The 21905-nt window shown below is 62.3% G+C and carries 14 protein-coding genes; 3 read left to right on the top strand and 11 right to left on the bottom strand.

Going from position 1 to position 21905, the window contains the following annotated elements; all coding sequences use genetic code 11:
- Positions 1-330 precede the first annotated feature (330 nt).
- A complete protein-coding gene (locus BLS41_RS17835) occupies positions 331-1458 on the top strand; it encodes an aminotransferase class V-fold PLP-dependent enzyme (RefSeq protein ID WP_074767129.1) in 1128 nt (375 codons plus the stop codon).
- A 123-nt stretch (positions 1459-1581) separates the two neighbouring features.
- On the opposite strand, the gene BLS41_RS17830 is transcribed toward BLS41_RS17835, so the two are convergent.
- The 5 genes from BLS41_RS17830 to BLS41_RS17810 all read right to left on the bottom strand — a co-directional run bounded on the left by BLS41_RS17830 (position 1582) and on the right by BLS41_RS17810 (position 7986).
- Positions 1582-2817 carry an alpha-hydroxy acid oxidase gene (locus BLS41_RS17830; RefSeq protein ID WP_074767127.1) on the bottom strand — a complete coding sequence of 412 codons (1236 nt, stop codon included), beginning with the start codon at positions 2815-2817 and terminating at the stop codon, positions 1582-1584.
- A gap of 45 nt (positions 2818-2862) precedes the next feature.
- A complete protein-coding gene (locus tag BLS41_RS17825; RefSeq protein WP_074767125.1) occupies positions 2863-4410 on the bottom strand; it encodes a UxaA family hydrolase in 1548 nt (515 codons plus the stop codon).
- Between the two features lie 37 nt (positions 4411-4447).
- Positions 4448-5734, bottom strand: a complete 1287-nt coding sequence (locus BLS41_RS17820) for an MFS transporter (RefSeq protein ID WP_074767123.1) — start codon at positions 5732-5734, stop codon at positions 4448-4450.
- A 90-nt stretch (positions 5735-5824) separates the two neighbouring features.
- Positions 5825-6946 (bottom strand): mannitol dehydrogenase family protein, encoded by a 1122-nt coding sequence (locus tag BLS41_RS17815; RefSeq protein ID WP_074767120.1) that lies wholly within the window; start codon positions 6944-6946, stop codon positions 5825-5827.
- A gap of 17 nt (positions 6947-6963) precedes the next feature.
- The gene (locus BLS41_RS17810) at positions 6964-7986 is read right to left on the bottom strand and encodes a zinc-binding alcohol dehydrogenase family protein (RefSeq protein WP_074767117.1); all 1023 of its coding nucleotides are present in this window, start codon (positions 7984-7986) and stop codon (positions 6964-6966) included.
- A 286-nt stretch (positions 7987-8272) separates the two neighbouring features.
- Here BLS41_RS17810 and BLS41_RS17805 point away from each other — a divergent pair, with 286 nt between their 5' ends.
- Positions 8273-8992, top strand: a complete 720-nt coding sequence (locus BLS41_RS17805) for a FadR/GntR family transcriptional regulator (RefSeq protein ID WP_074771017.1) — start codon at positions 8273-8275, stop codon at positions 8990-8992.
- A gap of 203 nt (positions 8993-9195) precedes the next feature.
- Here the strand turns inward: BLS41_RS17805 and BLS41_RS17800 are convergent, their stop codons facing one another.
- Positions 9196-12597, bottom strand: a complete 3402-nt coding sequence (locus BLS41_RS17800; protein ID WP_171910262.1) for a hybrid sensor histidine kinase/response regulator — start codon at positions 12595-12597, stop codon at positions 9196-9198.
- Positions 12598-12841: 244 nt separating this feature from the next.
- Positions 12842-16186: an ATP-binding protein gene (locus BLS41_RS17795; protein ID WP_074767113.1), complete on the bottom strand. Its 3345-nt coding sequence runs from the start codon at positions 16184-16186 to the stop codon at positions 12842-12844.
- A 296-nt stretch (positions 16187-16482) separates the two neighbouring features.
- On the opposite strand from BLS41_RS17795, the gene BLS41_RS17790 reads away from it, so the two are divergent.
- On the top strand, positions 16483-17166 hold the full coding sequence (locus BLS41_RS17790) for a response regulator (RefSeq protein WP_083380005.1): 684 nt from the start codon (positions 16483-16485) through the stop codon (positions 17164-17166).
- Between the two features lie 396 nt (positions 17167-17562).
- Here BLS41_RS17790 and BLS41_RS17785 read toward each other — a convergent pair whose 3' ends face one another.
- The 4 genes from BLS41_RS17785 to BLS41_RS17770 form a co-directional block, all read right to left on the bottom strand.
- A complete protein-coding gene (locus BLS41_RS17785) occupies positions 17563-18690 on the bottom strand; it encodes a DUF2827 domain-containing protein (RefSeq protein ID WP_074767111.1) in 1128 nt (375 codons plus the stop codon).
- Positions 18691-18842: 152 nt separating this feature from the next.
- The gene (locus BLS41_RS17780; protein ID WP_253189699.1) at positions 18843-19373 is read right to left on the bottom strand and encodes a hypothetical protein; all 531 of its coding nucleotides are present in this window, start codon (positions 19371-19373) and stop codon (positions 18843-18845) included.
- Between the two features lie 133 nt (positions 19374-19506).
- A complete protein-coding gene (locus BLS41_RS17775) occupies positions 19507-20661 on the bottom strand; it encodes a DUF2827 domain-containing protein (protein WP_074767107.1) in 1155 nt (384 codons plus the stop codon).
- On the bottom strand, positions 20658-21818 hold the full coding sequence (locus BLS41_RS17770) for a DUF2827 domain-containing protein (protein WP_074767106.1): 1161 nt from the start codon (positions 21816-21818) through the stop codon (positions 20658-20660). The genes BLS41_RS17775 and BLS41_RS17770 overlap by 4 nt, the downstream gene beginning before the upstream one ends.
- Positions 21819-21905 lie beyond the last annotated feature (87 nt).

Below are 21905 nucleotides of genomic sequence, written 5' to 3'. Positions count from 1 at the left end.
ACCGGATTGAATCGACGAGGCTGTCGGTTATTCCGATCCGGGTGAGGGGATGGTGGTTAGTCGGACATTGTATTGATGATTCGCTCGCTGCTGACGGCAGCAGCCTCTCGCGCACACGGTGACGAGCGAGGTGCCTGAGGCGAAGATGTGTGAGGCTCACGCTAGCGCCGTGACGGCATGTGATCGAACAATTTACATCGGTGTTTCGTTCAAGCCGCGTTACCGGAATGCTGCGGCTCGCAGCAGTAGCCCTTGATGTCCTGCATCGGCCCCAGGTGGTTTCGTTAGAATGTCTCCAATCCTTAAATGGATCCATAACCGGAGACAAACATGCCAGGCTTACTTCCCGATGTCGACCCCGATGGACTTCTCGAATATTCAGTCGTCTACACCGACCGATCAATCAATCACATGTCGCAGCGCTTCCAGGGCGTCATGCGCGATATTTCCGCTTCGCTGAAAAAGGTCTACAACGCGAACTCGGCCATTGTCGTCCCCGGCAGCGGGACGTTCGGCATGGAAGCCGTCGCCCGGCAGTTCGCAACGAACAGGAAGTGTCTTGTGATCCGCAATGGATGGTTCAGCTTTCGCTGGTCGCAGATTTTCGACATGGGCGGCATTCCGTCCGAATCGATCGTGCTGAAAGCCCGCCCCGTCGAACCAGGGAGACAGGCCGCCTATGCACCGCCGCCGATCGAAGAGGTGGTCGCCGCGATCACGGAAAGCAAACCGGATTTGGTCTTCGCTCCGCATGTCGAAACCGCATCGGGAATCATGCTCCCCGACGCCTATTTGCGCGCAGTGGCCGACGCCGTGCACGCCGTCGGCGGCATGTTTGTACTGGATTGCGTAGCCTCGGGCACGGTCTGGGTCGACATGCAAGCGAGCGGCGTTGACGTCCTGATCAGCGCGCCGCAAAAAGGATGGAGCGCGTCACCGTGCTGTGGGTTGGTCATGCTCAGCCCGCTTGCCCGCAAAAAAATCGACGATACCACCAGCACCAGTTTTGCCTGCGATCTTCGCAAGTGGCTGCAGATCATGGAAGCCTACGAGAACGGCGGCTTCGCCTACCATGCAACGATGCCAACGGACGGTCTAGCGACGTTGCGCGACGTCATCAAGGAAACCGAAGCATATGGCTTCGATAAAGTGAGAGCGGAGCAGCTTGAACTCGGCAAGCGGGTTCGCTCACTTCTCGTGGAACACGGCATCAGAAGCGTGGCGGCCGAAGGTTTCGAGGCGCCGGGTGTCGTCGTCAGCTACACGGACGATGACGGAATTCGATCCGGCAAGAAGTTCGCTGACGCCGGTTTGCAGATCGCGGCTGGCGTTCCGCTTCAGTGCGACGAGCCTGACGATTTCAGGACCTTCCGCATCGGGTTATTCGGCCTGGACAAACTGCATGACGTTGAAGGTGCGGTGGCCAGGCTCGCGAAAGCACTGGACAGTATCGTCTGAAGCGTTATTTCTGTTTGCGGAAGCGCGTGCCGCTCGTCATCGCGCAACCCGGCATCTGACGGACACGCTGTGCGCGGCGCGTCCTTCCCGCAGCGCCTTGCTGCATCGAAGGACTCGTCGTGACTAAACGAGCGATACGGCGTCGTGCTCGCCTTCTGCGTGCGAGCGCGCAAACGCCGGACTCAGCGTCGGCCAGCGCAGATAACTGCGGTCGAGCGCGGCAATGTCGCTGCAACCGAGCAGGCCCAACGCGCGATCGACCTCGGTTTGCAAAATCTGCAGCGCACGCGCCGCGCCGGGCTGGCCACCAGCACTTAAACCGTAAGTCGTCGCCCGGCCGAGCAGCACCGCATCGGCACCTAACGCCACGGCCTTCAGGATGTCCGTGCCGCGTCGAAATCCGCCATCGAGCATCACACTGAGCCTGCCGCGCACCTGGTCGACGACGTCCGGCAGCACGTCCATCGCGGACACCGCGCCGTCCAGTTGCCGCCCGCCGTGGTTCGACAGCACGATCCCGTCGACGCCCGCCTCGACCGCCCGCACAGCATCCTGCGCGCCGAGCACGCCCTTGACGATCAACCGGTTCGGCCACAAATCGCGCAACCAGCGGATGTCGTCCCACGACAGCGAGGGGTCCAGCTGCTGGCCCAACGTGATCGACGCGCCCTTCACGCTGTTCTGCCCCGGCGGCAACAGGTCGCCGAGATTCGCGAAGCGCGGCATTCCGCTGGGCCACAGCACGTTGCTCATCCAGCGCGGATGGCGCAGCACGTCGAATTTATTGCGCCAGTCGAGCATCAGCGGCTTGATGTAGTTGCGCAGATCCCATTCGCGCTTGCCGAACACCGCGCTGTCCGTCGTGACGACCAGCGCCTCGATACCCGCCGCCTGCGAGCGTTGCGCGAGTTTCGCGAGGAACTCACGCGTGCGATACATGTAGACCTGCATCCACACGCGACCGCCCGCGCGGCGCACGACATCCTCCAGCGCAACCGTCGACACGTTGCTCAGCACGAACGGAACACCGGCCGCGGCCGCCGCGCTCGCGAGCTTCACATCGCCCTCGCGAAACATCAGTCCGCTGTAGCCGGTCGGGCCGATCATGAACGGCGACGCAATGCGCTGACCGAACAGCATCCGGCTCTGGTTGCGATGTTCGACATTGACGAGCGTGCGCGGCAGGAACGCGATTTCATTGAATACGTTGCGATTGCGGCCCAGCGTCGCCTCGTCCTCCGCGCCGCCTTCGACGTACTCGAAACAGAAATTGGGCAGCCGCCTGCGCGCCATCGCGCGTAGATCGTCGATGCTGTGCGCGCGGTTCACGTCACGGCCGGAATAAAGGCGGCGTTTCAATGCAATTCTCCTGTTCTATCTGTCCGTTTATTGCACATGCCGTTCTCAGGTCACGACGCCGACCTGCCAGGGCACGAATTCGCTTTGTCCATAGCCATGCAGTTCGCTCTTCGAGCGCGTGCCGGACGCGCAGTCGAGCATCATCCGGAAGATCGCTTCGCCTAGCTCGTCGATGCTCGCGGTCCCGTCGACAACGCCGCCGCAGTTGAGGTCGATATCGTCCTCCTGACGTTCCCACAGCGCGGTGTTGGTCGCGAGCTTCAGCGACGGCGACGGCGCGCAACCGTAGGCGGAGCCTCGTCCTGTCGTGAAGCAGATCAGATTGGCGCCCGAAGCGACCTGACCGGTCGCGGACACCGGGTCGTAGCCCGGCGAATCCATGAACACGAAGCCTTTGGCATTGATCGGCTGCGCGTATTCATACACTTCGACGAGGTTCGTCGTGCCGCCCTTCGCCACCGCGCCGAGCGATTTTTCGAGGATCGTCGTCAAGCCGCCCGCCTTGTTGCCGGCCGACGGGTTGTTGTCGAGCGCGCCGCCGTTGCGCGTGCAATAGTCCTGCCACCACTGGATTCGTGCGAGCAGCTTGTCGCCGACGGCCTGGCTCGCCGCACGGCGCGTCAGCAAGTGCTCGGCACCGTAGATTTCGGGCGTTTCCGAAAGAATCGCGGTGCCTCCGTGCCGCACCAGCCGGTCCACCGCAGCGCCGAGCGCGGGATTCGCGGAAATCCCCGAATAGCCGTCAGAGCCGCCGCACTGCAAGCCGACGCACAGATGCGACGCGGGCACCGGCTCGCGTTGGACGCCGTTTGCATCGGCGAGCATCTCTTTCACCATCTCGATGCCGCGCTCGATCGTCTTGCGGGTGCCGCCGCTGTCCTGAATCGTAAAACTGCGCAGTTTCAACTTGCTGCCGGCCGGGCCGGCAGCGTCTAGCACGCCGTCGATCTGGTTCGTCTCGCAACCGAGACCGACGAACAACACCGATGCAAAGTTCGGATGCACCGCGTAGCCCGCCAGCGTGCGACGCAACACGGCGATGCCCTCACCCAGCGTGTCGATCCCGCAGCCGAGCCCGTGAGTCAGTGCGACGACGCCGTCCACGTTCGGAAAGTCGGCCAGCGCTTCGGGACGCACGTCGCGTCTGAAGTGATCGGCGATTGCACGCGCGACTGTCGCGGAGCAGTTCACACTGGTCAGGATGCCGATGTAATTACGCGTGGCTACACGCCCGTCATCGCGGCGAATGCCCATGAAATGCGCGGGCTCGTCTACGTAGTCGGTCGGATGGGTATCGACGCCAAACGCATGTTCCCGCGCGAACTCGGACATGCCGAGATTGTGAACGTGCACATGCTGCCCACGCGTGATCGCTTCGCGCGCGACGCCGATGATCTGGTTATAACGTTTGACCGCCTCGCCCTTCGCGATGTCGCGGGTCGCGACCTTGTGGCCGGGCGGAACGAGGCCGGTCACCACCAGTTGTTCCGCGTCGATACGCGTGCCCGGCATCAACTGCCGGGTCGCGATGATCACATCGTCGTTCGGATGCAGGCGAATCACCGTGGGCGCGCTGCCAGTTTGAGTCAACATGAAAAATGCCTCGAAGGTCGGAATGAGTGGCGATGCATCAGATCGCCGAGCCGGCGCGCGCCGGCACTTTGCCCGTATCGGGTGCGATCGGCAGCGGCTCGATGCGGCCCACGATCACGAGATAGCTGAACGCGCCGAGAAAGCAGAAGCCGCCGGCGACGACGAGCGGAATCGTGAACGAGCCTTTGCTCATCGCGACCATCACACCGGTGAAAGTCGTGATGACGATGCCGGCGAGGTTCGACGCAAAGTTCTGAATGCCGCCGATCGACGCGACATGGTCCGGCGTCGGCGCGACATCGGCCGGCAGCGACCAGATGCTGGCCGCAGCGAACGCGAGACTGCCGTAGGCGATGCCGAAGAAAGCGAGCATCAGGTAGATGTCCGACGTGAATGCCGACAATGTAATCACCGACGACAACAGCATGCCGCCGACCATGCAGGTCTTGCGGGCAGCCGTCAGACTCCAGCCGCGCCGGAACAGTGCGTCCGATACATAGCCGCCGAGCCAGCCGCCCGGTATCGAAATCAGTGCCGGGATCATCCCGAGCGTGCCGAGCGATTTCAGCGAGAAGCCGCGCGTCTGCACGAGATAGCTCGGGAACCACGTGATGAAGAAATAGATCACGAAGTTCAGGCAAAAGAAGCCGAGCATCATGCCCCACAGTGTGCGGTGACGAAACAGCGAGCCCCATGTCACGCGATTGCGTTCTTCTTTCGCGCGTGACGCGGCTGCGGCGGCTGTCGCGCTATTCGGCTCGACGGGCTGCGGGTTCCGGTAAATCACGAACCAGCCGAGAATCCACACGAGGCCAAGCAGGCCGGTCACGACGAACGCCGCTTTCCACCCGACCGAGCTGATGATCAGCGCGACGACTGGAATCGACAGGGCGGAGCCGACGCGCGAACCGCTATCGAAAATGCTGGTCGCAATCGCGCGCTCCTTGACAGGGAACCACTGACTCACAAGCTTCGTGCAAGACGGATACGCGCCCGCCTCGCCGACGCCCAGCAGCAGCCGGCAGCCGAACATCCCGGCGACGCTGCTGGTCACCGCGGTCATCGCGGTGAACACGGACCACCAGCCGACCGCTAGCGGCAACGCGATACGCGCGCCGACGCGATCGACGAACCAGCCGAACGGCATCTGCATCAACGCGTAGGTCCAGAAAAAGCCGCTCAGGATGAAGCCCATTTCGGCTGGCCCGATGCCCAGCGCTTTTTCGATCTGCGGCGCGGCGACCGCGAGATTCGCACGATCGATGTAATTCACCGCGATAGCCAGAAAGCACAGAAAGATCACCACCCAACGCATCTTGCGCATCACTCGTCTCCTCCGTTTCCGGCATCTGTCGTATTGATGTATCGGTCCAGCCCGATGCCTGGCAGGCGGACTCCGTGGCACCGCTTCGTGTCAGCCGAGCGCCGCCTTGAGCCGCGGCTGCGCGATGGCCAGCCCCAGTTCTCGCGCCAGCTCGATCACCGGCCTGAAGCGCCGCTCTTTCTTCTGCTCATGATTGCGGGCGATATCGGCGAGTCGATGATCGAGGAACGGGTTTTCGAAGCGCTCGCGTACGTCGTCGAGATATGCGCGTGCTTCGTTGCCGTGGCCGAGCGCATCGAAGACCGGCAGTACCTCGTCGCGCCAAAGCGTTTCGAGACCGTCGCGCAGCACCGGATCGCGCATCGCATGCACTACGTTTTCGTCCGCCGCGCGGGCATCGGCCTGCCAGCGCTCGGCGAGCCAGGTGTGGCCGAGATTCAGCAGAAGCAGCTTCAGGCGCTCGTAGCGCGGCAGGTCGTCGGTGACGATCATCGCTTCGTGCTCGCACGGCAACACCATGCCCGCGCGCCGCTCGATCGCCCACAACGCGTAAGGCTCGGCGTGAGCGCCAATCGGTTGAATCGGCTCGGACACGATGCGATCCACCAGCGAATTCACCCAGACGCACGTGTGCTCGATATAGCCGACAAACGCGGGACTGGTTCGCCAGTCACGCGCAAGTTGAGCCACGAGCGCGCGCAACGTATCGCCGTTACGCGATACGAGTTCGCATGGCATGAGTGTCAGCGGCGCGGCTCCGGCGTCGAAGCGTGCGTGCAGTAGCACCACGAGCTTCGCCGCGAAGCCGCGCGGCACCCGCGCTGCGTCTTGCAGCAACTCGGCGGTGTCGTCGGCGAAACACTCGTAGCCGCGGTCGCCAGTGTTCGAGATCACCGTGCGCGCGTGGCGTGCAAAGCGTTCGACGACCATCGGCCAGTCGCTGTCGGCGTTCAGCGCCTCGCTGATCGCATGACATTGCGTCGTCGTGTCGATCACCTCTTTGCGGCGCACGCCGCGAATCCGCACGTCGTAATGGCTCGACTCGCGCAGAGCCGCGATACGCGCGACGCTTTCCGGGTTGGCCGTGGTCTGCACGACCGTCACGTGTCCGAGTGCGCGGCCGGCCGCGAGCGCTTCGGAGACGAACAGGTCGGCGTGCGCCTGCAGAAAGCGGCTCGTGCCGAACTGGAGAATCGGGTTGCCCGTCGTCATCGCTCTTTTCTCCTCGCTCAGCACGCGACGAGCGCCTTGATGACGCCCGCTTCCGGATCGAGAAGACGTGGGAATTCGGCCGGCAGATTGCCGAGTTCGAGTACGTGCGTGTTCAGCGCGGCGGTCGGGATCTTGCCCGCGCGCATCGCATCCAGCACGGTTTCGAAATCGGCGACCGTCGCATTGCGACTCGCCAGCAAGGTCGTTTCGCGCTTGTGAAATTCGGGGTCGGCGAATGAAATGCGGTCACTGACGATCGAGATCAGGATGTACTTGCCGCCGTGCGCGACGAACTGCAGACCGCGCTCCATCGCCTTGACGTTGCCCGTTGCGTCGAACACCGCGTCGAAAAACTCGTTGTTGGTCAGGCTTGCGAGTTGCGCCGCATCGGTTCCTGCGGCGGTGGTGTCGAGCAGCACCGTGTGATCCGCGTGCAACGCGTTCGCGCATACCGCGAGCCGGTCGGACCGGCCATCGAGCACGCTGACCTCCGCGCCGCGCAGCTTCGCGAAGATGATCGCGGCCATCCCGATCGGCCCGGCGCCGACGACCAGCACGCGCTCACCGGACTGCACGTCCGCGCGGCGAACCGCGTGCGCGCCGATCGCGAGGAACTCGATCATCGCGGCCTCGTCGAGCGTGACGCCTGCGGCGCTGAAGACGAAGTCTTGCGGCACCGCCAGATATTCGGCCATCCCGCCGTCGGTATGGACGCCCAGCACGCGAATGTTCATGCAGCAGTTGCTCTTGCCCTTGCGGCAGGCAATGCAGTGCCCGCACGACAGATACGGCATCACATACACCTGGTCGCCCGCCTTCACGCGCGCGCCCTCCGGCGCGGCTTCGACGATGCCGGCCAGTTCATGGCCCATCACGCGCGGATAAGCGAGGTACGGCTGATTGCCTGTGAAGATGTGCAGATCGGTGCCGCAAACGCCGACCCGCTTGATGCGGATCAGCACGTCGTCGGGACCGGCGCTCGGCATCGCGCGCTCGGCAACGGCCAGCCGGCCGGGTTGTTCGCAAATGACGGTCTTCATCGATTGTGGTTGGGGACGTGGGGTGGAAGCGGTCGACGCGACGGACACAGCCGTGCGCCGCATTTGTCTGGCCTTACCATCTGGCCTTACCAGTTCGCCAAATTAAAATGCCAGTCGATATTGGTCAAGCCAATTTTAGGTATATTCGGGAAATCCCCGGGACGCGCGGAAGGCATCGAAGGCGCGCTATTGCGCCGAGCCGTGCTGTTTGCGGGCGGCCTGCTTCGATCTACAATCGGCGCTCGCAACCATTGCGCCTGACCGCGCCATCTCGCCAGGAACGCTTGTGAACGACAAACCCGCGGACCCTCGCCGCCTGTATCTGCAGATCGCGGAAAAGCTGCGCGGTCTGATCGCGCAACCGGATTTCGCACCGAACGGCCGCTTGCCTTCGGAGCGCGCGCTCGCGGCGACGCTCGCGGTGTCGCGGCCGTCGGTCCGCGAGGCGCTGGTCGCGCTCGAACTGGAGGGGCTGGTTGAAATTCGCATGGGCTCGGGCGTCTACGTGTGCGCAACGCCGCAGACTCACGGCGAGGCATCGCTGTCGCACGCCGAACTCGGCGACAGCCTGCTCGACATCATGGGCGCGCGCTGCGTGATCGAAGGTTCGATCGCCGCGAGCGTCGCGCCTTTTTGCAAAGCGAAGGACCTGAAGCTACTGCGTGAGTTGTTCAACGAGATGCAGCGCGAAGTCGCCGCGGGGAAAATCCCGGTCGCTGCCGACCGCGCCTTCCATCTCGCGATCGCGCAGATGAGCGGCAACGAGGTGCTGGTGCGTACCGTCAGTACGCTTTTCGACGCGCGGCACAGTCCGCTGTCGGAAAAGCTGCGCGGACATTTCGAGAACGAGAGCACATGGGGCGCGGTCCCGGATGAGCATCTGGTGATCCTCGAAGCGCTCGAGGCGCATGACCCTATCCAGGCTCAGGCGAGCATGCAGCGCCATCTGAAGATGTCGCTGGAACGGGTCATCGCGGGCGGCCTGCGCGGCGCACAGCCGCGCTGACGATACGGCGAATGCACGCCTGTGCCGGATGCCAGCGCGTCATGATGCCTTCGTCTTTCAGACGCGTGAAAGCTACGCACGATTTATCTTCTGTGCACATCTGCTTGTCGATGTTCATCAATTGTCTTGAGTTCAAGCGAATCACGCAGCCCCGCGCTGAACAGTCAATCGGTTGTCCTATGCTTGACATGTTGCCGTCGCACTCACGCACCGGTACTCGCCGCGTCTTCCGCGTCGCGTAGATCGGCCAGCGGCAACCTCATGCGCACGAGACGGACGATTTCCGGGAGTACGTCTGCGCGCTCCGCAAGCTCGACAATTCGCGCGAGGATTTCACGCAAACTAGTCGTGTCGGCCAAGACTTCTGCGCGCAGATGGATGTCGAACGCATCAATCATGTGCTGTGCTCTCTGGACACCATTCGTCGATATCGCGACCTGCATTTGAGCGCACCTATCCGCGAGCGCTTGATAGCCGAACACAGCCAGCGCCCCCCGTAGCGAATGCAGTTCCGCCAGTACCTGTGCCGCTCCATCGGCATCGCGTGACGCCGCATGGAGCACCCCCAGCGACCTCTCGCACGAGTGCAGAAACGCCGCTCGCACATGCTCCGGCACGTCCCGCCCGCCAAGGACGCCATCACGCGGGCCTTCGGGACCCGCCGCCTCCACCGCCATGCGCGGCACCCCGCTCACCTCCGACAGCGTCGTCAGCAGATCATCCAGTTGCAGCGGCTTGGTCACCACCCGCGTGATCCCCGCCGCCTCGCACCGCGTGCGCTCCTCCAGCGTCGCGCTCGCCGTCGCCGCCACGATCGGCATCTCCGGCCAGCGCGCCCGCGCCTCGCGCGCCAGTCCGTAGCCATCCAGCACCGGCATCGCCAGATCCGTCACCAGCACGTCGAAACGCTCCTGCGACAGACATGCCAGCGCGTCCTGCCCGTCCTGCGCCGACCGCACCTCGCAATCCAGCAGCTTCAACTGCTCCTCGAACAGCTGCCGGTTCACCTCGTTGTCTTCCGCCACCAGCACTTTCAACCGGCGCGACAACACCCCCTGTGCCTCATGGCCCACCTCCAGCGGCTCGGCCTGCAACGTGTAGCGCAGCGCTGCCTCCAGCCCCTTCAGCCCGTAGCCGGAGACCCTCACCACCCGGCCCGTCGCCACAGGTGTCGCCGGGCCTTCCGGACTGCAGTCGATCACCCACGACGACTCTTCCACCAGACGCGCCTCATCATCAGCATGCCAGGTATTGCGCTCGCCACACAGGATCAGCGTGTCCGCCTCCTCCAGCATCGCCTGATCGAGTTGCGCCGGATGCCGGTACGCCTGCACCTGCAGCCCCCAGCCCTCCAGCGCCGCCACCGCATACGCGTGCCATGCCGGTGATGCCGCCACGAACAGCACCCGTTCCCCCGCGAATTGCGCCCCGGGCGCGCCCGGCTCGCCTGCGCACTCCCCCTGCGGCACCCGCACCGTGAAGACACTGCCCTCGCCTGGCTCACTGCGCACCGCGATCGTGCCGCCCATCGCCTCCGTCAGCCGCGCGCACAACGCCAGCCCCAGACCGGTCCCGCCAAAGCGCCGGCTGATCGTTGCGTCGGCCTGGCTGAACGCCTGGAACAGCAACGCCTGCTGCCCGGCAGACATCCCGATCCCGCTGTCTTCCACCTCGATCACCAGCTCGCTGCCCTGAGCGCCCTGCCCCGCCCGCACCGACAGCCGCAGCGTCACCTCGCCGCGCTCCGTAAACTTGATCGCATTCGACAGCAGGTTGTTCATCACCTGGCCGAGCCGGGTCGGGTCGCCCTGCATCGGCTGCGTCGTCGACGTGCCGAACTCCCCCCACAGCCTCAACCCCTTCGCCCGCGCCACCGGCTCGAACATCCTCAGCACCCGCGCGGCCACCGCCTGCGCGTCGAACACGAGCCGCTCCAGCGTCATCTCCCCGGCCTCGATCTTCGAAAAATCCAGTACGTCGCTGACGATCGCAAGCAGACCGTCCGACGAACTCCGGATGGTCTTGAGCCGGTCCTGCTGCAACGCATCAAGCGGCGTGTGCGACAGCAACTCCAGATTTCCCATCAGCGCGTTCATCGGCGTGCGGATCTCATGGCTCATCGCCGCCAGGAACGCCGATTTCGCCGCGTTAGCCTTGTCGGCCGCCCATTTCGCCTCCCGCCACTGCCGCTCCAGACGCCTTTCCGCGGTCACATCCGTGAATGCCGTCACCAGCACGTCGTGGCCCTGATAGCGCGCCGGCACCACGCTCACCGAAAGGTCCACCGTCCCGCCTTCGCGCGTGGGCAGAGTCACTTCCTCCCGGGTCACGCCTTGCTCCGCGGATGCCCCGCTGCGCGGTCCGTAACGCCGGACCAGTTCCTCCGACAGGGTTCGGGCCGGCACGGCTATCTGTTCGGTCGCCTTGATCATCGCCGAACTGCGCAGCAGCGGTTCACCGTTCTGCACCGCGATCAAACCCAGTCCCACCGGCGCGGTTTCCACCAGCGTACGACTCAGGTGCTCGCTCTCGAACACCCGCCGCGAGCGCTCAAGAACCGGCCGGAATATGCGTCGATCGAACAGCAGTATTAGCGTCCACACCAACAATATGACCACCGCCGTCGTCGCTGCCGACATTCCAATCGGACCACTCAGCGCGTTGACGATCGCGCGCCACGACTGCACAAACACGAGCGTTGTGCCGCCCCGTCCGATCGGCCAGCCAGACACCGTGTAGCCGTTATGCACGATGACGCCCGTTGGCTCGGCAATGCGTGCGGTTGTCAAAGAGCTCGCCACACTCAACGCCTTAGGGTCCACCGAACGTCTGGAGTATGACGTGATCACCCTTCCATCCGGTGCCAGCAGCAACAGCGAGCCGTCAAAACCGATCGCTCCCATAGCGGCGGTGACAGCGTCGACTGGTATTTCGTAGACAACGAAGCCGAACGGCTTCTGCTGTTCATCGAACACAGGCGCGACAATTCGAAGCGAACGTCTGCCGCTCAACGGACTGTCGTAGAAGGGTAGCCAGAAAAAAGCACGCTCCCCGGTTCGGGGGTCGCGCAACGCCACGTGCTCTGGAATAACAAGATTGCTGTTGGGGCCGGTCAGCGCGGCGAATATTGCAGCACGATCAGCAAGCACCGTCTGCGTTAGACCGCTGGGCCACGGCGATGCGACCATGGCAAGTAGCGAAAAATCGGAACTGAACAACCATGACGTCAATACGCCCCGGTTTCGCTCTGCGGCAGCCGTCAACGCATAACTCATCTGTTCAGCAAGCCGGAGATAGCGGCTAACAGTCCGATCGGACGGAATCCTGGAAATTGAACTGACTACCAACACAGGCAACCGATCCGGTGAATCCTGGAGAACAAGCATCTGACCGTGGTCGTAATACTGTTCAACAAGCGCTGGCCTGGCCCGCTCGCCGGTTCTCCAGGCGACTTCGATGATTCTTATGTTGCTGTACAGATTCGCGATATTGCGCGTGTCCAACTCTGTGAGTCGATTTGCGTTAAGCGATACTTCCTGATGCTGAAGCGCGAAATAGGTTCGCACAACGGACACTACGTTAATGACGAGCGCGGCAAGCAGCACTGCCGTTATCACTGCCCCACCCCCGAACATCAACAAGCGTTGATAGCGACGAAAACGTTCTAGCACATTGTCTTGCGCGGATCGTGGCATAGCTTTCGGAAGCGTTGACGCTTTCGCTGGACGCCCAATCATCGGGGCGGCTCACACGGCAGATAACCAGCTGATTATCCGCTGCATTGGAGAACAACGAAAGGATTCTGCCCGCGCCAGTCGGCCAGCGAACGACTGCGCGAGCGTTGCTTCCTCACGTTCCGGTAGGCTCGAAGTCCTGAATATTCAACTCAAAATCCAGTTGTCCTATCGAGGCCGGACCGTGTTGTCTGATTCGCGCTTCCAGATCAGCATACCGATCCGCGAGCGCTTGATAGCCGAACACAGCCAGCGCCCCCCGTAGCGAATGCAGTTCCGCCAGTACCCGTGCCGCTCCATCGGCATCGCGTGACGCCGCATGGAGCACCCCCAGCGACCTCTCGCACGAGTGCAGAAACGCCGCTCGCACATGCTCCGGCACCTCGCGCCCGCCAAGGACGCCATCACGCGGACCTTCGGGACCCGCCGCTTCCACCGCCATGCGCGGCACCCCGCTCACCTCCGACAGCGTCGTCAGCAGATCATCCAGTTGCAGCGGCTTGGTCACCACCCGCGTGATCCCCGCCGCCTCGCACCGCGAGCGCTCCTCCAGCGTCGCGCTCGCCGTCGCCGCCACGATCGGCATCTCCGGCCAGCGCGCCCGCGCCTCGCGCGCCAGCCCGTAACCATCCAGCACCGGCATCGCCAGATCCGTCACCAGCACGTCGAAGCGCTCCTGCGACAGACACGCCAGCGCTTCCTGCCCGTCCTGCGCCGACCGCACCTCGCAATCCAGCAGCTTCAACTGCTCCTCGAACAGCTGCCGGTTCACCTCGTTGTCTTCCGCCACCAGCACTTTCAACCGGCGCGACAACACCCCCTGCGCCTCATGGCCCACCTCCAGCGGCTCGGCCTGCAATGTGTAGCGCAGCGCCGCCTCCAGCCCCTTCAGCCCGTAGCCAGAGACCCTCACCACCCGGCCCGTCGCCACAGGAGTCGCCGGGCCCTCCGGACTGCAGTCGATCACCCACGACGACTCTTCCACCAGACGCGCCTCATCATCAGCATGCCAGGTATTGCGCTCGCCACACAGGATCAGCGTGTCCGCCTCCTCCAGCATCGCCTGATCGAGTTGCGCCGGATGCCGGTACGCCTGCACCTGCAGCCCCCAGCCGTCCAGCGCCGCCACCGCATACGCGTGCCATGCCGGTGATGCCGCCACGAACAGCACCCGCTCCCCCGCGAATCGCGCCCCGGGCACGCCCGGCTCGCCTGCGCACTCCCCCTGCGGCACCCGCACCGTGAAGACACTGCCCTCGCCTGGCTCACTGCGCACCGCGATCGTGCCGCCCATCGCCTCCGTCAGCCGCGCGCACAACGCCAGCCCCAGACCGGTCCCCCCAAAGCGCCGGCTGATCGTTGCGTCGGCCTGGCTGAACGCCTGGAACAGCAAGGCCTGCTGCCCGGCAGACATCCCGATCCCGCTGTCTTCCACCTCGATCACCAGCTCGCTGCCCTGAGCGCCCTGACCTGCCGGCACCGACAGCCGCAGCGTCACCTCGCCGCGCTCCGTAAACTTGATCGCATTCGACAGCAGGTTGTTCATTACCTGGCCAAGCCGGGTCGGGTCACCATGCATCGGCTGCGTCGTCGACGTGCCGAACTCCCCCCACAGCCTCAACCCCTTCGCCCGCGCCACCGGCTCGAACATCCTCAGCACCCGCGCGGCCACCGCCTGCGCGTCGAACACGAGCCGCTCCAGCGTCATCTCTCCGGCCTCGATCTTCGAAAAATCCAGTACGTCGCTGACGATCGCAAGCAGACCGTCCGACGAACTCCGGATGGTCTTGAGCCGGTCCTGCTGCAACGCATCAAGCGGCGTGTGCGACAGCAACTCCAGATTTCCCATCAACGCGTTCATTGGCGTGCGGATCTCATGGCTCATCGCCGCCAGGAACGCCGATTTCGCCGCGTTAGCCTTGTCGGCCGCCCATTTCGCCTCCCGCCACTGCCGCTCCAGACGCCGTTCCGCGGTCACATCCGTGAATGCGGTCACCAGCACGTCGTGGCCCTGATAGCGCGCCGGCACCACGCTTACCGAGAGGTCCACCGTCCCGCCTTCGCGCGTGGGCAGAGTCACTTCCTCCCGGGTCACGCCTTGCTCCGCGGATGCCCCGCTGCGCGGTCCGTAACGCCGGACCAGCTCCTCCGACAGGGTTCGGGCCGGCACGGCTATCTGTTCGGTCGCCTTGATCATCGCCGAACTGCGCAGCAGCGGTTCGCCGTTCTGCACCGCGATCAAACCCAGCCCGACCGGCGCGGTCTCCACCAGCGTACGACTCAGGTGCTCGCTCTCGAAGACCCGACGCGAGCGCTCAAGAACCGGCCGGAATATGTGGCGATTGAAATAGATTAAAAGTGTCCATATCACCACGACTATCGTCATGATGATCAGCGCACTGATACCAATCTGCGCGCCAATTCCCGCGAAGACGTCGCGCCATGTGACTGCGTAGACCAGCACCCAGCCCGTATCGCCCAAACGATCGGAGATCGTGAATACGCCGTCGCGCCAGATTTCGCGCCGCGCCTTCTCGCCCGTCTGCTCAATGCCCAACGTCCGCATGCGTTCAATCAGTGCGGGATTCACCTTAGGCCCGGCTGTGCTCGCTACGACTTCGCCCGCGTCCGACACGACCATATAGGTACCGTCAAAGCCACCTTCGCCCAGAGGCGAAGTCAGGATCTCCGGGCCATACTCCGTCACCAGCATCGCAAACGGCGCCCCGGCGTGAAACGCTGGCGCGGCGATACGGATCGCCATCGCCCCTGTCAGCGGACTGACGGCAGGCGGCATCCAGGACACCAATCGCGGTTGATCGAGTTGCCTGCCCGCATGAATCGCACTCAAAATATCGAGCCCGTCGCCCAAGGCCGCGAGCAGAAGCTCACGCTCGGCGGGCGTCCCGGGAGTCAACGCCTGGTGAGACGAGGGCAAAGTCAGAATTCCGGCGATATTGCGCTGCGCGCCATAGAAATAGCGGGTGGCCTGCCGTCCGCGCACCAGCGAATTTACTGCGCTGACACGCCCGAGTTGTGCGGCAAGCCCGAAATATTGACGCAACTCGTCGGTCGACGGTGAATTGTTAGGCATGCCGAACAGCAAGCGATGCTGCGGCGTATGGGAAAGTGTCAGCGGATACGTCAGTTCATATCCCTGCTTGCGATAGCGCTCTACGAGTCCGGGTGCAGCCCGCTCTCCCTCCAGCCACGTCTGTTCCGCGCCGACCAGCGCGGAGCGGAACAATTCTTCGCTAGCGTTGATTTCGTCCATGACCTGGGTTCGGCCGACGATGAAAGTCTGCCGCTCCAGAGCAAGGTACTCGCGCACCGTCGACAACGATGCAAGTGCAAACGCCAAAAGCATCATGAGCGTGGAGGCCACTCCGCCGCCGAACACAAGGAGTCTCTTGTAGCGGTGCAACTGACTCAAGACATCTTGTTGCGAGCTGGACAACATGGAGACACCAGGTTCATTTCCGTGAATTGGCAGCGCGCTAGATATGCCGCGGGCACGGCGCACTGGATAAAGCTCATTATCACGGCGAGAACGCGGCCTCACGCAAATAAGCGCTACGAATCGGACGCATACGACAAAAATTCAGCGGCTATCGGACCAGTCAAAAATTCAACCATTTCTTCGAAGTTGTGTCCTGGTTGGCGACCGTATTTTCAGTTGAGCCAGTTTCAGGTAAATTCAGGACACATCCAGCTCGCCGTCGCGCCCCGAGTCATCTAATTTTCGCGGAGGTTTGCATGAGCAAATTGAAAATTCGCCTCGTGCTCGCCGACGACCACCCCGCATTGATTTCAGGCATCAAGCATGATCTTTCCATAGTGCCTACGCTGGAAGTCATGGGCACAGCAGGGGACTCCGGTGAACTTGTCAAGCTGCTCAGGAGCGTTCCTTGTGATGTCCTCATTACCGATTACGCGATGCCCGGTGGCGAGTTTGGAGATGGCTTGACGCTTCTTTCCTATCTCAGGCGAACCTATCCGGCACTCAAAATCGTGGTCTTCACGACCATCGAGAACCCCGCTATCGCCCGCGAAATGTCGAAACTTGGGGTGCATTCGGTGTTGAGCAAAGCGCATGACACAAGCCACTTGATCTCCGCGATTCATGCGGTCTACGCGGGCGCCACGTACTTTCGTGCGGCATCGCGCGGAGCCGAAGACGCTGTTCCCGCAGCCCCGCTTTCAAGAAACGTTCGCGTACAAACCCTTAGCACACGTGAGACAGAAGTCATTCGACTTTTTGTGTCAGGGTTGTCAATAAATGAAATAGCCGAGCGACTGCATCGCACCAAACAGACAATCAGTGCCCAAAAGACTCGCGCCATGCGAAAACTCGGCATCGATCGGGACGCCGATCTATTTCGTTTTGCATTCGAAGTGGGACTCGGGGTAACAACCGATGGGTCGCAGCCGGAAGGCTGATTGGACTAGTCGTCACGTTTGTGCCTGCGCGGCTCGGTCGCGCTCGCGTGGCAATTTGATTCGCATCCGGATCTCGATGCCGCGCGACGAAGCTTTCCGAACCGGGCAGGTCGTCATGGAGTTTTCCCGCATGCGCAGCAAGCTTGCCCAGCATCAGGGGACGAGCTGGTACACCTGGTAGTATCGTCGAATGAAAATGCTTCGCGTTTCAGTTCCACTAGTAACGCAAGCCGCTTGTCACAGTCAGGAAGGTCATGAAAATGGCCAAAATCCGGCGCCGCAAATAATCGAAGCCCACCCCGCAAACACGGATTTTGTTCGAAAAAAGCCCGGTCGCCCGAAAGGCGCGCAACGGGTTGACGGCCAGAACAGAGGCATTGCACCAGCGCGCCTCTTCTAGCGAACAGACCTCGCCATCAAATCGTCGAGCAGCGCGGCGTAAGCGGCCACCAGTTGCCGGTTGTCCGGAAGATACCGCGCAATCTCCATGCGTTGCCGCTCGCGATACCACGACGCCTGCGCGTCGTGCGTGTCGATCACTTCAATCACGCGGCGCGCGCCATCTTGCGCGTCGTTGTCCGCGTAGTAGTAGCCGAGATCCGCGCAAAGATGCGCGTTGTGCACGAGAGCGTAACCCTGCCAGCACACCTCGAGATAGAAATAGTTGAGCGGGTTTTCCAGTTGATGCGAGATAACAATATCCGTGTTTTGCGCCAAAAAAAGCGGTGTTTCATGACGGCTCAAAAAAACCGCTTTATGCGCGCGCACGATATCTAGCTGGTTCATCAGCGCGACGAAGTCGAGGCTGTCACGCGCGATCTGATCGGCGTTGGTCACCTGCAGAATGGCGATGCTGTCCGGCCGCTGACGATATGCCAGCTCCGCGATGAGCGCCGGGTACAGGCAAAACTTCACGACGTTGATGTTCGGCTCCATCACGCTCAGGCGCTTTGCGCCTTCTCGCGGCCGGTACTCGCCGTCATCGGGCATGTCCTTGACGCGCTCTTCGAGAAACATCGGACTCCAGACAAATGGCACAACCCGCCCCGTTATCCGTCGCAAGACCTCGAAGTACGAGCGGCTGATATTCGCGACCTGCGGAATGATCCAGATATCGTCATAGCGCTGGTTGACGAACAGATGCTCGCCCCACATCGGCTTGCGGAACAGCACCGACTCCATCGCATTAACATACTCGACGCCACAGCAATACGACACGAGCCGCACGCCACGCAGTTTGAGGTACGCAGTCTGCATCGGGTCAATCTGGCCGCCGAGTTCGATCAGTACGTCGATGGCGTCTTTGGCTGCATCGAAGGACAACGTCGGAAAGCGCGCCTGATCCCACGGCAACGCCGCCGTAATCGGCACCTGCGTCGTGTTGACCAGCACGACTCCAGCCACTTGCGGACAATGCCGCAAGGCCTCGGCGAGAAATGCGGCATTCTGTTTGATCCCGTTGTTCCACAACGTTTCGGCTTCCTGATGGAGCCCTATCGTGATGCCGATGCGTAGTCCGTTCATGGTTAGCCGATCTGGATCATGGAGGTGGCCGCAAGCGGGCAGTGCGTCGCCAGTTGGGGAATCATTTGGGGCATTTGGGTGATCGTCTCCAGAGAATTCCGTCAGGTCCATCGGGACCGGAGGAGCCTGCGCAGGCAGGCATGGCTAACCAGTTATCTCACCGGCGCCGAACTGCCCGCCGAAAACTTCACGTAGCGGCGAATCACCAGGCAGCTTGCCGGCGAATCGATAAGCGATACCGACGAGCCCGGCTGTTTCGCGTCGGTGTAGACCGTCATATGGGGCAGCAGTCGGGTCGACTGATAGCCGGCCAGTTCCTTTTTCGCGACCGCCGGACAGCCCATCGGCGCAACCGAAATACGTTCCGCCGATACCGAACAGGAACCGTCCGCCTCCGGCACGCCGGTTATCGACAGCGCGGCATTACCGGTCGGCAACCCCAGACCGATCAACGAGAAAACCACGCTGTTACCCGTTCGAGTGCGGTCCCAGTCGAACAGGACATCGTTTTGGCTCGCCCCCTGCACGCCGAGCGCGGAGAGCGCGGTCAGCGCCGGCAGACACTGCCTGACCCCGGCTGCCGTCGCAGCGAGCGCCAGCGAATTGCTTGAGCCAGTCTGCGCCTGCGGAGCCAGCACGCCTTGCGCATAAGCACTGGATGTCAGCACAACCAGGCCCGTCATAACGAGTTGGCACGCCATGCGTATTGATGTACGAAAGGGGTTCATCGCGGCACTCGCGCCCAATGGTGATACGTCATCGATAAGGTGCGCGCTACCGGCAGCTTCGAAGTCGGCCAGTAAAACCCGCATGCGTTCAGGCGTTTTCATACAGCGCTGCAATCGCATCGGTGTAAATCCGCACATTGGCGTCGCTCTCGGGATCAAGCTTCGCAAGGAACGTCTGCGCGTTCTTCCTGTAAGCGTCGAAGTTTGCGTCGTGCGCAGCATACGCCTGTTGCAACGCGCGCCCCCCTTCTTCGCAATCGAATCCGTGGTAACGATATCCGCAGTTATCGATCAGGTGCGAGTTGTGGACAAGCGGATAGCCGCCGTACAGCGCTTCATAGTAGACATAGTTCTGCGCGTTTTCCCAATGATGGCTGACCACCACGTCGACGTCGGCGGCCACGACCCGGCAGAACGGAAAGCGCCCCTCGAACGAAGCCAGGCCATGCTTCACGATATCCAGCTTGCGGGCGAAGTCGTTGAAGCCCACGTGCTCCTTCATATGGAAGGTGTTGTAAGCCCATACATGTTCGAGCATGTCGGGATTGGCGCGATGTGCGGCCTCGCAGGCAAGCAGCGGGATGAAACTCGTCTTCACCATACAGATGTTCGGCTCGAAGATGCCCGCGCGCCAGCGCCTGCGTCCGGGGCGATAGCCGAAGCTGACGCCATCCGGCAGACGCGCCGCTTCGCGCAACAACACGAGCGGACTCCACAAATGAGGCATCATCCGCACCGGACAGCGGAATGTGCTCCGGAAATAGGGCACGCAGGTGTTCTCATACTCCGCCAGCGTCCATACCTCGTGATAGGGCGCACTCGTAATCAGCAGTCCGTGCGACTTGTCGAACACCATGCGCTCAATATCGATCACATAGTCATTGCCGACCCGCATCGACACGATCTTGCCGCCACGTTCGCGAAACGCCACCACCCACTCGCGTCCGAGTTGCGCGCTCATCTCGATCATCACGTCGAGCGTCGCGGCGGCTTCGTTCATGTCGATGAGCGGCACAGGGGAATCGGCGAGAAAATTCTTCGCATCCGCGGGGTCGCCGTCACCACCGCCTGCCACCAGGAAAGTCGCCTCGACAAGCGGCGAGCGCATAAGCAGCATCACGAGAAAAATACAGTTCTGGTAGATGCCGTTTTCCCACACCGACTGCTCGCCCTTGCGAACATAAATCGACACGCCGACGCGCAGTTTGCGGGGGCGGGACGCCACGTTTTTTTCGATGCTCATGGGCGGCTCACAGCATGATCGGTAAATTTCGCGTCGCGGCACAAGTGCAACAACCTGGCGGCGTACGAGTCGAGATTGTGCTGGCCGAATGGATTGACGGCATCGAACACGCGGCGCGCGCGGGCGCGGTAATCGTCGAGATTGCTGTCGTGTTCGGCCGCCGCGCGGCGTAGTTGCGCCGCACCCTGCTGCGCGTCGAACTCGGGATAGTAGTAGCCCGCCTCCCCAAGCCACGGAGAATTGTGGATCAACGGGTAGTCGCCATAAAGCGCGTCCATATAACTGTAGTTCTGATTGTTCTGCCACTGATGCGACACCACTGCGTCCGCATACTGTGTCATGAAGCCGACAATATCGTGCCGTCCATGAAAGGTCGCCTTGTGCTCACGCACCAGATCGAGCGAGTTGGCGAAATGGAGCATGGTTGGATGATCTTTCACGTGTAACGTGTTGAGCACGTGCATGGCCGCTACCGTGGCGGGATCGGCCCGGTAAGCCTCATCGCAGACCAGCATCGGGATGATCGAGGTCTTCGCAACGGAAATGTTCGGCTCGAAAATCGCAATACGCAGGCCGGCCCGCTCGCCGGCATCAACTGCGGCGCGGGGTATGTAACCGTATCGAACCCCCAGCACGCCGGCTACTTCCTGCACACGCTGCTCGATAAATTGCGGATGCCATAAATACGGAATCACATGCACCGGACAGCGATACATCACTCGCTGAAAACTAACGAAGTCCTGATACTCCGGCAGCACCCAGATTTCATCGAAACTGTCAGGGCGTGCGCAAACGTTGGACCTGTTGAACAGGGCCGGCTCGGCAAGCCCGGCGAACGGCTGGCCGCAGCAGTAGTACACCACCTTCCTGCCGCGCGCACGCATCAGGTCGAGCCACTGGATGTCGAGCGCACCGCCCATTTCGACGATCACGTCGACTTCGTCGGTTGCGTCGGGAATCCTCATAATGTGCAGATTCCGCGAGCTCATGTCGACCTGTGACGGCATGGCGAGCTGGTCGCCGACGTCAATCAACGAGACAGACTGCACGAACGGCAACCGCTGAAATAGCTCGGCAAGAAAAATGACGTTCTGTCCCAAGCCGTTCTGCCAGATGCTCTGGCCCTCGTGGGTCACAACGGAAATTCCGATACGCATGTTTGTCCACCAGATAAGCAAACGAACCCTCGCTTATCACGAGGGTTCGTTTGTGAGCCGCCCCTGACGGGCGGCCCTAGCACACTC

This window comes from Paraburkholderia fungorum (assembly GCF_900099835.1).
GTDB classification, from domain to species: Bacteria; Pseudomonadota; Gammaproteobacteria; order Burkholderiales; family Burkholderiaceae; genus Paraburkholderia; species Paraburkholderia fungorum_A.
Note: the sequence above shows the minus strand (reverse complement) of the source record. Positions and strands in the feature narration are given on the sequence as shown.